General features: G+C 61.5%; 10 protein-coding genes. 5 read left to right on the plus strand and 5 right to left on the minus strand.

What is annotated here, in order from left to right; translation table 11 throughout:
- The first annotated feature begins 81 nt into the window (after positions 1-81).
- A complete protein-coding gene (locus B4E36_RS17650) occupies positions 82-780 on the plus strand; it encodes a glutathione S-transferase N-terminal domain-containing protein (protein ID WP_292054499.1) in 699 nt (232 codons plus the stop codon).
- A gap of 29 nt (positions 781-809) precedes the next feature.
- Here B4E36_RS17650 and B4E36_RS17655 read toward each other — a convergent pair whose 3' ends face one another.
- The 3 genes from B4E36_RS17655 to B4E36_RS17665 all read right to left on the minus strand — a co-directional run bounded on the left by B4E36_RS17655 (position 810) and on the right by B4E36_RS17665 (position 5,466).
- Complete coding sequence (locus B4E36_RS17655; RefSeq protein WP_292054498.1) at positions 810-1,922, minus strand: pyridoxal phosphate-dependent aminotransferase; 1,113 nt, start codon at positions 1,920-1,922, stop codon at positions 810-812.
- Between the two features lie 129 nt (positions 1,923-2,051).
- A complete protein-coding gene (locus B4E36_RS17660; protein ID WP_018066572.1) occupies positions 2,052-2,195 on the minus strand; it encodes a DUF1127 domain-containing protein in 144 nt (47 codons plus the stop codon).
- A 694-nt stretch (positions 2,196-2,889) separates the two neighbouring features.
- A complete protein-coding gene (locus tag B4E36_RS17665; RefSeq protein WP_292054493.1) occupies positions 2,890-5,466 on the minus strand; it encodes a putative bifunctional diguanylate cyclase/phosphodiesterase in 2,577 nt (858 codons plus the stop codon).
- Positions 5,467-5,945: 479 nt separating this feature from the next.
- Here B4E36_RS17665 and mgtE point away from each other — a divergent pair, with 479 nt between their 5' ends.
- Positions 5,946-7,364: a magnesium transporter gene (mgtE, locus tag B4E36_RS17670; protein ID WP_292054490.1), complete on the plus strand. Its 1,419-nt coding sequence runs from the start codon at positions 5,946-5,948 to the stop codon at positions 7,362-7,364.
- 55 nt (positions 7,365-7,419) lie between these two features.
- Complete coding sequence (locus B4E36_RS17675; protein ID WP_033410834.1) at positions 7,420-7,809, plus strand: MerR family transcriptional regulator; 390 nt, start codon at positions 7,420-7,422, stop codon at positions 7,807-7,809.
- Positions 7,810-7,831: 22 nt separating this feature from the next.
- On the opposite strand, the gene B4E36_RS17680 is transcribed toward B4E36_RS17675, so the two are convergent.
- Together B4E36_RS17680 and B4E36_RS17685 are read right to left on the minus strand one after the other, a co-directional pair.
- Positions 7,832-8,758: a DUF1624 domain-containing protein gene (locus B4E36_RS17680; RefSeq protein WP_292054487.1), complete on the minus strand. Its 927-nt coding sequence runs from the start codon at positions 8,756-8,758 to the stop codon at positions 7,832-7,834.
- On the minus strand, positions 8,755-9,465 hold the full coding sequence (locus B4E36_RS17685) for a DUF599 domain-containing protein (protein WP_026173789.1): 711 nt from the start codon (positions 9,463-9,465) through the stop codon (positions 8,755-8,757). The genes B4E36_RS17680 and B4E36_RS17685 overlap by 4 nt, the downstream gene beginning before the upstream one ends.
- A 569-nt stretch (positions 9,466-10,034) precedes the next feature.
- Here B4E36_RS17685 and B4E36_RS17690 point away from each other — a divergent pair.
- Together B4E36_RS17690 and B4E36_RS17695 are read left to right on the plus strand one after the other, a co-directional pair.
- On the plus strand, positions 10,035-11,447 hold the full coding sequence (locus tag B4E36_RS17690; RefSeq protein WP_292054483.1) for an L-serine ammonia-lyase: 1,413 nt from the start codon (positions 10,035-10,037) through the stop codon (positions 11,445-11,447).
- A gap of 53 nt (positions 11,448-11,500) precedes the next feature.
- The gene (locus B4E36_RS17695; protein WP_292054481.1) at positions 11,501-11,935 is read left to right on the plus strand and encodes a DUF1489 family protein; all 435 of its coding nucleotides are present in this window, start codon (positions 11,501-11,503) and stop codon (positions 11,933-11,935) included.
- Positions 11,936-12,073: the final 138 nt, after the last annotated feature.

Raw genomic sequence — 12,073 nt, forward strand, 5'->3', positions numbered from 1 at the left:
AAGCCCATCGGCCTTTTATCGGCTCGATATCGATCTATATCGTCTGGGACGGTGTTTTACGACACGAAGAGGATGATTTTCATGACCACGCCGATTGAACTTTATTACTGGCCCACGCCCAACGGCTACAAGATCACCATCTATCTCGAGGAAGCCGGCGTTCCCTACAATGTGAATTATGTGAACATCGGCAAGGGCGACCAGTTCAAGCCTGAATTCCTGGAGATATCGCCCAACAACCGGATGCCGGCGATCGTCGATCCGGACGGGCCCGGAGGCGGTCCGCTCTCGGTGTTCGAGTCGGGCGCGATCCTGCAATATCTCGGCCGCAAGTTCAAAAAATTCTATCCCGAGACCGAGCGCGAACGCGTAGCGGTCGAGGAGTGGCTGTTCTGGCAGGTCGGCGGCCTCGGGCCGATGGCGGGCCAGGCCCATCATTTCCGCAGATACGCGCCGGAAAAGATCGAATACGGCATCAACCGCTATACCAATGAGGTCAACCGTCTTTATGGCGTCATGAACACGCGGCTTGCGGAGGTCGAGTATCTCGGCGGCGACTATTCGATTGCCGACATGGCGTCGATCGGCTGGGTCCGGTCCCATGAGGGCCAGGGCCAGGACCTCAACGATTTCCCCCATCTCAAGCGCTGGTACGAAGCCGTCATGGCCCGCCCCGCCGTCAAGGCCGGCATCGCCGTCGGTCAGTCCGAGCGGGAAAAGATGAACCTCGCGACCGACAAGGACGCGCAATCCGTGCTGTTCGGCCAGAAGGCGCGATAGGCCTCCGGAGCAGGCCGGGGCGCCCGGCTTCAGCCGAGCGCTTCCAGCACGATCGGCAGTTCTTCGGCCAGAAGCTGCATGTCGCGGTGCGGGCCGGTGGAGATGCGGATGCAGCGGTTGAGCGGGGCGACGCCCGGCATGCGGATGAACACGCCGCGCGCGCCCAGCGCATCGGCGATGGCGCGCGCATAGGCGCCGTCCCGGCCGCAATCGACCGCCACGAAATTCGTTGCCGAGGGCAGGGGGGCAAGCCCGTTGTCGCGGGCAATCCCGGCGATTTCCTCGCGCGAGGCGATGATGCGGCCGACGACGGCCTGCAGATAGGCCTGATCGGCAAGCGCGGCCTCCGCCGCCACGAGGCTGAGGCGCGGCATGCCGAAATGGTTGCGGATCTTGTCGAAGGCGCGGATCGTCTGCGGCGCGCCGATCGCATAGCCGACGCGCGCGCCGGCGAGCCCATAGGCCTTGGAAAAGGTGCGGAAGCGCAGTATATTCGGCCGGTCGATGAAGCGGGAAATTTCGGGAAAGGCCTCGGCCGGCCCGCATTCGCAATAGGCCTCGTCCAGCACCAGCATGCAGGTTTCCGGCAGCGCGTCGGCGAAGCGGATCACGTCGTCGGCGTGCCAGAAACTGCCCATGGGATTATCGGGGTTGGCGAAATAGACCATGGTGGCGTCTTCCGCCTTCACGGCCTCGAGAAGTCCGTCGAGACCCTCGTGGTTGCCGGCATAGGGCACGTTGATGCGCCGCCCGCCATAGCCGTCGACATGGTAGTTGAAGGTCGGGTAGCCGCCGAGCGAGGTGACCACGGTTGTGCCGGGCTCGACCGTCAGCCGCACGGCCATGCCCAGCAGCCCGTCGACCCCTTCGCCGATCACGATGTTTTCGCTGCCGCAGCCGAGATGGGTGGCCAGCGCCTGGCGCAGCGACAGATGTTCGGGGTCGGAATATTTCCAGATCTCGCCCGCCGCCTCGCGGATCGCCGCCAACACCGTGGAAGCAGGGCCGAAGCCGCTTTCATTGGCGCCGAGCCGGGCGTTGATCGGGTAGTTCCGGGTGCGCTCCAGCGCTTCGGGTCCCACAAAGGGCACGGTCGTGGGCAGGTTCCGGGCAAGGGCGGTAAAGCGCGGGAAGTCGGTCATAAGGGCGTTCCGGTTTGAAATCCGGCCAAACATAATCACTCGCCCGCCAATGGCAAGCATTCCCACCGCCTGCCGTAAATGCAAACGGCGCCCGAAGGCGCCGCTGGTCAGGTCATTTATGCCTGTCGCTTAGCGAAAGGCGCGCGCCGAAACGCGGTCGATATCGGACGGGAGAAGGCCGATATCCTTGAGTTCTTCAGCCGAAAGGTTGCGCAGCTGGGCGCGGGTGCGGCGGTAGGAGAACCATTTCATGGTCAGGTCGAACGGGTTCATGGGTGTTTCCTCGTGATACGCGATGGAGCTTCTTGCTCCGGATTTCTTATGTGAGGTCCATATACCCGTTTTTGGAAGGAAAAGTTGTGCAAGTTTTATGCAACTGCCATGCATTTGTGCGTGATGTTGCACATCGCGAGTGCACTCAGGTTGTCGTGGCTAATTTTGAGGCGGATGAAATGCGGTGGACGACCACTTCCGAACGCCCGAGAATCAGCGCGCGTTGAGGAGCCTGAATGCCATGCTGCGGGACATATTCGTTGGGAGACGGGAGAGCTAGGCAAAAAAATAACGCCCACCGGGGGAGGAGGATCCGGTGAGCGTCATTTGCGTTGGCTGACGACTGGGAGGAGGAGTGTCGTCAACCCATCGAAGCGCGTATGGGAGGAGGAGCACGCTGCTTCGAATATGTAACCCGTTTCCGGGCCAGGGACCGTTTCGACCATTTGGTCTCTCGATCGCGCTGTTGATATCTATATAGCGCGCGTCGACGCGGTTGGGGAGTGACATATTGACATGGAAGCCATGCGCAGGGCGCATACCTGTCAAGAAAAGGGAATCGAGAGCTTCCGCCGTGGGCAAGGGCACGCCGCTATAGCAATTCCAGGTGAAGTGGATACCGGTTCGCCGTCCGGAATTGCGTAAAAACAAAGAGATAGAGCCTTTCCGCGTTTCCGTGAAATGCGGAAAGGCTCTATTGCAGGCGCTGGGCGAGATAGCGAACGATCTGGTCCTCGTCCATTGGTCGAGCGAAGAAATAGCCCTGCTGGAAATGACAGCCGATCGCATCAAGCTTGTCCCGGTGCTCGGCGGACAGGACACCCTCGCAGATCACCTGGATTTCAAAGGATTCCGCGATCTTGGCGATCGTCTCGACGATCAATAGGCTTTCCGGCGAGCGTATGATCGGCTCGATCAGTTGACCGGCAATTTTCAGCCGGTCCGGCCGAACCTGGGTCAGCCCCACCAGCGATGCATAGCCTGAGCCGAAATCATCGAGATCGATGCCGATGCCGATGTCGCGGACCGCATTGACGATCTTCAGAAGGGCGTTGTCGCTGTCATCGAACGGGATCGATTCCAGCAGTTCGAAGTGGAATTTTCCCGGCGGTAGTTTGGCGTCCCTGAGTTGTCGCAAAAGGGATGTGTCCTGCAGGCGCGGCGCGGAAACATTGACGGAAAGCGTCGGCGCGGCAATATCCTCGGCCTCGCAGCGGCTGAGCACGCCGAGCGTTCTGGCGAACACGATCTCGTCGATCCTGTGCAGCAGGCTGTGTTTTTCGGCGACATCGATGAAGGTCTTGGGCTCCATCATGCCCCGCTGCGGATGCCGCCAGCGCGCCAGCGCCTCGACGCCGATGACGGCCGACGTTCTGCTGTCGAGGATCGGCTGGTAGAAGGCGGTGATCTCGCCGCGTTCCAGCCCCTCCTGGAGATCGTCCGCAAGGCGCTTCATTTCGAAGGTCTGCGCCATCAGGTCCTGGGTAAAGTGGACGGTGCGGCCCCGTCCGCGGTTCTTGGCCTCATAGAGCGCGAGGTCGGCCTTCACCAGAAGTTCGCTGGCGGAAATCGGCTCGGCGTCGGCAACGGCGATACCGATGCTGATGCCCACCCGGCAGGTGTTTCCGTCGATCTCGACCGGCCGTGAGAAGGCTCTGGCGAGTTCGTCTGTAAAGGCGTCAACGTCGCTTTGCGGCGGCATCAGAACAACGAACTCATCGCCGCCGGTACGCGCCAGAAAATCGTCGGGGCCGAGCTTTTCAGTGAAGACTTTCGCCGCGAGACGCAGCACGTCGTCGCCGAAGACATGGCCCATCGTGTCGTTGAGCGTCTTGAAGCCGTCGAGGTCGATGAGCACGAGCTTGGTGCCCTTGCGCAGCGTTCCGCCGGTTTGCGCGGCTTCGAGCTTCTTCTCGAAATGCCGCCGGTTCGCGACGCCGGTGAGCGGATCCTCGAGCGCGAATTTTTCCATCTGCAGCCGGGCGTTTTCCAGTTCGGCGTTCTGCGCTTCCGCGCGCGCCTTGGCGTCCGTCAGCGCCTTCTGCTGCGCCTTGTCGGCGGAGACATCCCAGTTCACGCCGACATATTTTCGTCGTCCGGCCGCATCGCGGAATGAATTGCCGGCGGAGCGGATGGTCTTCTCTGTGCCGTCCGGCGTCACGATACGATATTCCTGCCGGAAGCTGGTGTCTCCGGTTTCCCGCCACTTGAACCGCTTCATCCGCGCGCGGTCATCGGGATGCAGGAAGCTGCGCCATTCCTCGAATGTGTGGATACGTCCCTGACCCTCGATCCCGTAGAGTTTCAGGATCTGGTCGTCCCAGATCTGTTCTCCCGAATCGAGGTCGTGTTCCCACAGCCCGATATTCGAGGCGTTGAGCGCGACATAGAGCTGGCGCGACAGGTTGTCGATCGCCGCCATGCTTTCGTCGATATGGCGGTTGTCGCGCAATCGCGCCCTGAGAAGGATGATCAGGGCGATCAGCGGGGTGAGGAATGCCAGCACGACAATGCCGGCAAACAGCAGGAATATCCGGCTCCAGTTGTGCGGTCCCTGGTCCAGCGGATCGGGCAGGACGCGGATCGTCCATTTGGCATTGCCGATCTGGGTGGAGAAGTTGACGGTATCTTCCGGGTTGAGATTGGCGTTACCGGCAATCGCCTGAGCCTTGCCCGCGCCATCGATCTCAACGGAAAACTGCGTCGACTGGGCAAGTTCCAAGAGGCCGACCGCTTCGAGAACGGACCTGAAGCCGATCACGAGTTCGATGACATCGTCACCTGCATTGATTCGATAGATAAGCCCCTTCTGGCCATCCGGCAGCGTGTAGGGGCCGAAAAACTGCTGGGTCGTATTCTCCTTCGGCGGCAGCGGCAGCGCGAACACGGCCTCCCTGGCGGATTGCGGAAGCACCAGCGGGGACTGGTCCGGCTGTTGCAGTATGACCGCCTGGGTCCAGGGCGCGGTTGCCAGATAGGATTTCGTCGCGCTCTCGAAATGGGATATGTCGTTGCCGCTGCCCAGCGCCGTCGTCAGCGTCTTGCCGCCCTCGATCGAAACCTCGAAGATGCTCCGCAGCGCCTTGCCGAACGTGCTCAGCCGTCCCTCCGCCAGAAGGCGGCGTTCCTCCTTTATCGATTCGCGCACAAATACGCCGCCCGCATAGGTGCCGATCGCGAGCGTTACGAAAAACAGTATTGTGAGTGCCGTCAGCAGCCGGGTTGTCCGTCCGTGATTGTGGGCATTCCTCACATTGCTCAGCCTCTCCATCGGTTCGCCCGCTGAAGAGACCCGGCACCATAACGCATCGCAAATCCCCTGCTGCGCACCTGCCCGATTCGGAGGCTGGACTTCCCCGCTCTGCCCCGGCAATGTCCCGTTGCCTGTGCAGAGCTTGCGCTCCGATCGTGCGTTTTTTTTGACCCCCACTTTGATAGGAGCGCGTCGGCCCTTAGTCAAACGCGTTCGCCCTTTGCCGGAGGTGAAGCGCCGCCTCGGTTAATCGGCGATGAAGGGGAGGGCGAGCCAGCTATCGCGGCGTTGCATCACCGGCTGCGCCAACCGGCCGTTCATCCGCCGGCATCGCTTCGTTTCTTTCCGCAAAGCGTCCATCGTTCTCGGATTTCACAACCGTGTCATCAAAAGGTTGTCAGACGGCGATTCCATTTGCCCGCGAAACCCACTAAGAGATGGGCGCCGGGGGAACCGCATCTGCGGGGCAGCGTTGCAGACAGAAAGGTCATCAAAAAATGAGCCATCTGGACGAAGTATTGCCGGGTCAGAACGAACCGCCGCGCGACGCGCTCCTGGAAATCTACAATGAGGAAGGCGCCGTCAGCGCCGAGTTCATCGCCCGCGTCGAACAGGCGATCGAAGAAGGCGACGTCGATTTTCTGCGCGAGCAGATCGCGGGCCGTCACGAATCCGAGACGGGCGACGTCATCGAAGCGCTATCCCATGAGAACCGTCCGGAACTGGTGCGGCTTCTGGGCGAGGATTTCGACCTCACGGCGTTGACCGAGGTCGATGAGGCGATCCGTCTCAACATCATCGAATCGCTGCCCCCCGAACAGTTCGCCACCGCGCTGACCGCGCTCGATTCCGACGACGCCGTCTACATTCTGGAAGACCTCGCCGACGAGGAGCGGGAGGAGATCCTCTCCAAGCTGCCCTTTACCGAGCGGATCCGCTTCGCCCGCTCGCTCGACTATCCCGAAAGCTCCGCCGGCCGGCGCATGCAGACCGAATTCGTGGCCGTCCCGCCGTTCTGGACCGTCGGCCAGACGATCGACTACATGCGCGAGGATGAGGAACTGCCCGACAGTTTCTCGCAGATTTTCGTGGTCGATCCGACATTCCGCCTCCTGGGCGCCGTCTATCTCGACCAGATCCTGCGCACCAAGCGCCAGGTCAAGATCGAAGCGATCATGCACGATACCAACCACCCGATCGCCGCCGAGCTGGACCAGGAAGAGGCGGCGCAGGTGTTTGAGCAGTACGACCTTCTCTCCGCCGCCGTTGTCGACAGCAATGACCGTCTCGTCGGCGTGCTGACCATCGATGACGTCGTTGACGTGATCCACGAGGAGGCCGACGAGGATATCAAGCGCCTCGGCGGCGTCGGCGACGAGGAACTCTCGGATAATATCATGCGCGCGGTGCGCTCGCGTTTCGGCTGGTTGCTGATCAATATGTGCACCGCATTCATGTCGGCGAGCGTAATCGGCCTGTTCGACGAATCGATCGGCCAGATGATCGCGCTCGCGGTGCTGATGCCGGTGGTCGCCTCCATGGGCGGCAATGCCGGCACCCAGACGATGACGGTAACGGTGCGCGCGCTCGCCACCCGCGACCTCGATATCTACAATGCGGCCCGGATCATCCGAAGGGAGGCCGGCGTCGGCCTTTTCAACGGGCTCGCCTTCGCGATCCTGATCGCGCTTGCCGCCGGCTATTGGTTCGACAATCCCCAGCTTGGCGGGGTCGTGGCCGCCGCTATGATCATTAACATGTTCGCGGCCGCCATGGCCGGCATCCTCATTCCGCTGCTTCTCGACCGGGCCGGCGCCGACCCCGCCATATCATCGTCGGTTTTTGTGACCACCACCACAGATGTGATCGGTTTTTTCTCATTTTTGGGAATTGCGACCTGGTGGTTTAATATTTAGTTATGTCAGCACTTACATTCTAAAGTGCTTAAATAATATCGTATGGGGCGGGAACGTGCAGAGAAGGCATTATTCGATTTCGGAATTGACGCGCGAGTTTGGAGTTTCGACACGAACGCTCCGCTTCTATGAGGATGAGGGCCTGCTGCAGCCCGAACGCCGGGGTCGAACGAGGCTTTACAGCGAGGGCGAGCGGCTGATGCTCAAGGAAATCCTCCGCAGCCGCCGTATCGGTCTTTCGCTTTCCGAGATCAAGGACGTGCTCGCCCTGTTCCATGGCCTTCCCAGCGAAACAAAAGAGCTCAAGCGGACGATGGAATCGATCAAGGCCTGGCGCGAAGCGATGCGCCAGAAGCGCCGCGACATCGACGAGATGATGAACGAACTCGATCTCGCCGAGGAAAACTGCCTCGGACGGCTCGCCGAAATCGGCGTCGGCACCTGAATTCCCCACAATCGATATCTGGTCAGCGGCTGCTGCACATCATCGAAATGCGACCGAGCGCGACGGCGTCCTGCTCCGTGGTCTGGTTGCGCATCAGCGGACCGAGCAGGCCTTCCTCCTTGAGCGTATCGAGCGTGCAGGCGCAGTAGGACGCGCAGAAGGCAGCGTCATCGGTGCGCTCGCAGCTCGCCTGGCAACTGGAGATGTAGGCGGGCGAGGGATCGGGCGGGAGCACCAGCGTCGCGGCATAGACGAGGCCGAACAGGATCGGCTGGTGCAGCAGGTAGAACACCAGGCTGTGGCGGCCGAAAAAGGTGAGAATGTTTTCGTTCTTCGGCACCTGCTTCTGGCGCTTCAGCCAGTCGAGCGAGAGCTTCGAGACCGCCAGACCCGCCAGAAACGCACCGATCCAGGGAAATAGCGGCACGTAATCATTGGACGAAGGCGGATGCGCCGCCATGCCGATCCAGGCGAGCCAGCGCGGGTCGAGCGCATCGAAACTGACATAATGCGGCAGGATAAGCGCAACGACAGCGACGACCAGCGTCACAAGCGCGGGGACGCGCAGGAAAAACAGGCCGATGATCGATGCGACCGCGATATTGTGCAGGATTCCGAAATAGATCACCGCGTCCGGCGTCGTGAACCACGAGACGATGGAGATCGCCAGCGAGGCCAGCATCAGTATTCCGAGGCGTTTCAGGAACGATGCCATCCGGATACCGCCGCCCTGCGCCATCCACAGGCTGTAGCCGGCCACGAACAGGAAACTGCCGGCGATCAGGTGGGCAAAGATCGCCCAGCCGCCAGTGGTCGCGAGCCCGGATCGGACATAGCCGAAAAAGTCGAGGTCCCAGGTGAAGTGGTAGATCGCCATCGCAATGAGCGCGATCCCGCGCGCGGCGTCGATGGCATGGATCCGCCGTCGTTGAACTGTGATCTCGCTCAAGGCTTTTCCTCCGCGCCCTCAAGGGCGGCTATGACGGTTTTCCGCGCATCCGAAAAATACTGCCGCCGCATCAGGATCATGAACACGAAGGCGGTGGTGGCGATGAAGGCGTAGGGGCCGAGAAACCAGCCCAGATAGCCGATCGACAGGAAGATGGCGCGCAGGCCGGTATTGAAATGGCGCGCGGCAATGATGTTGATCTCCGCGATCCGCTCTGCCAGCCGTTCGGCCTTCTCTCTGTCGCGCTCCGTCTCCGCCATCATCGGCAGGCTGCCGAACAGGATGGTGTTGTAGTTGAACAGCCGGTAGGACCAGCCGAACTTGAAGAAGGAGTAGCCGAAGATCGCGGCAAGTCCGCCGGCCTTCATCTCGAACGCCGCGCGCGTGCTCGGCGTCAGCAGCGGCAGGTCCTGAAACAGCGATTGCGCGGTGTCGGCTTCTCCCATCAGCGCGAAACAGCCGCCGATCGCGAAGATCGAGGTCGAGGCGAAGAATGCCGTGCCATTCTGCAGCCCGGCCATGATCTGGGTATCGATGATCTTGAGGTCGCGCGTCAGCGCGTTCAGCATCCAGCGCTTGCGGTGGATCGACATCACCTCTGTGAGGCTGCGGCGGGAAACGAGGCGGAAACGGCCGACAACGATGCTGTCGAACAGGAACCAGCAGCCGAGAAAGAAAAGAAGCGCCAATAGATCGACTGTCGTCATGAACCTTCTGCCCGCGCTTTCCGGATCGCCCCGTGAAAATAAATATCAGAGTGCGGTCGCGTATGAAAGAAATGCGGGCAGCCTGTTGACGATGCACGGCATTTCCTTCACGACGCTACCGTTTTGTCCGCTGTCCCTTGCCTTTGCAAGCGGACATTTTCGAATTTTTCCGTCGGACCCCCATTGAAGTTTCTGTGACAGTTTAATAAAGCGATAACCATCCGCACGCATTCTCCCAAGGGCGTGCCGGGTAATGTCAATCGGAGTAATCATGGAAGATACCGCACACAAATCCTGTTGGGGTGTGACCCTCAGGGCTGTCATCGGCTTTGGTGCTATTCTCGGACTTGCCTATCTTATCGTCGCTGTTTGATCAGCCCGGAATTTGAAGAAAACAACGGCGCTGCCCAACCGGGCCGCCGTTGTTTTCATTTCCGCTTCTTTCCTGCCATATTTCCCCTATGTCGTGGACGCATGCGCATCATGTCGGTCCAGAGCCTGCGCGATGGTGCCGTTTTCGATGAGGATGGCTTAAAGCGTCGGATGAAGAAGTGCGTGGAGGTGGCGGATTGTTTCTGTCGGTATTCGAAGTCTTCAAGATCGGGATCGGCCCGTCGAGCTCCCACACGATGGGGCCGATGTCGGCGGCCAACCGGTTCCTTGATTTGCTCGCCTCAAACGACTGGCCGCGCCCTGCCGGAACGGTCGTTTCACGGCTGAGGGTGAGCCTGCACGGTTCGCTCGCCTATACCGGCGTCGGCCATGCGAGCGACCGCGCCGTGATTCTCGGCCTTGCCGGCGAGCGGGCGGATAGCGTCGATCTGGATGACATGGACTCTATTCTCGACGCGATCCGCAAAAAGGGCGCGGTCGAACCGCCCGGCCACCCCGCCTACCACTTCGATTGCGACGAGGATGTGATCTTTGACCGCAAGGAGGCGCTGCCGGGTCATGCCAACGGCATGGCGTTCTACGCGCTCAACGCGGATGGCAATGTGCTGTTGCGCCAGGTCTATTATTCGATCGGCGGCGGCTTCGTGCTCACCGATACCGAGCTTGCGGCCTGGAAGGAACAGAAGGCCTTTCCCGCGGCCGAGAAGACCGACGAGAACACGCCGTTCCCGTTCCGCACCGCCAGGGAAATGCTGGAGATGGCCAGCCGGTCCGGCCTCAGTATCGCCGCCATGAAACGCGCCAATGAGGAGGCGCGCATGCCGCGCGGCGAGCTGGATGCCGGGCTCGATTCGCTGTGGCAGGCGATGGATGGCTGCATCGATCGCGGGCTGAAGGGCGAGGGCGAACTGCCCGGCGGGCTCAGGGTCAAACGGCGCGCGGGCAAGCTATACGAGAAGTTGTCCGAGGCGCGGCTTTCCAACCAGTTCGACCCGATGATGGCCAATGACTGGCTGTCGATGTTCGCCATGGCCGTCAACGAGGAAAACGCCGCCGGCGGCCGTGTCGTGACCGCGCCGACCAATGGCGCGGCCGGCGTGGTGCCGGCGACGCTGCGCTATTTCCGCGAGTTCCAGAAACCGATGGGCACGGCCGCGATCCGCGACTTCCTGCTGACCGCGGCCGCGATCGGCGGCATCATCAAGACCAATGCCTCGATCTCCGGCGCCGAGGTCGGCTGTCAGGGCGAGGTCGGCTCGGCCTCGGCCATGGCCGCCGCGGGGCTCGCCGCCGCCATGGGCGGCACGCCCGAACAGGTGGAAAACGCCGCCGAAATCGCGCTCGAACACCATCTCGGCATGACCTGCGACCCGATCGCGGGGCTCGTTCAGGTGCCCTGCATCGAGCGCAATGCGCTCGGCGCGGTCAAGGCGGTCACCGCCGCCTCGCTGGCGCTGAAGGGCGATGGCAGCCATTTCGTGCCGCTCGACAATTGCATCGAGACCATGCGCCAGACCGGCCGCGACATGCACGAGAAATACAAGGAAACCTCCACCGGCGGGCTTGCCGTCAATGTGGTGGATTGCTGAGGCGGGCCGAAATTCGCCCTTGACTGCGCGGCGCCCCGGCGTTTGATGAGGGCATGAGCCTCAATCTCCTCAAACTCTGCGTCGGCGCCACCGGCATTGACGATCTGCGCGAATGGGTGTCGCGCCGCGCGATGGCCGCGATCGCGCTCGGCCAGGAGCCGCACAGCATCCACACCACGCGGATGACGCCCAAGCGTCGCGACGAACTGCTTGAGGGCGGATCGCTCTACTGGGTCATCAACGGCCAGATCCGCGCCCGCCAGATGCTGCTCGACATCGCCAACCACACCGACAATCAGGGCATCCAGCGCTGCGACCTCGTCCTCGCGCCGCAGGTGATCGACACGGTTCCGGTGCCGCGCAAGCCGTTCCAGGGCTGGCGCTACCTCAAACCCGAGGATGCGCCCCGCGATCTCGACTTCGGCGATGGCGGCGGCGATATGCCCGAAGATCTGCGCGCCGAACTGGCGGAACTGGGGTTATTGTAGGGGAGGGGCTTTTTGCTTGTCCCTCTAAGCACGTATCAACGCGACCAGCGTCTCGGACGAAAAATCTGCTTAAATTCAATCTATTTCGAAACGCCAACTCCGCTCGTGTGGAGCGGTGATTAGATCCTCGGGACAAGC

It is taken from the genome of Martelella sp. UBA3392 (genome assembly GCF_002358775.1).
Lineage (GTDB): Bacteria > Pseudomonadota > Alphaproteobacteria > Rhizobiales > Rhizobiaceae > Martelella > Martelella mediterranea.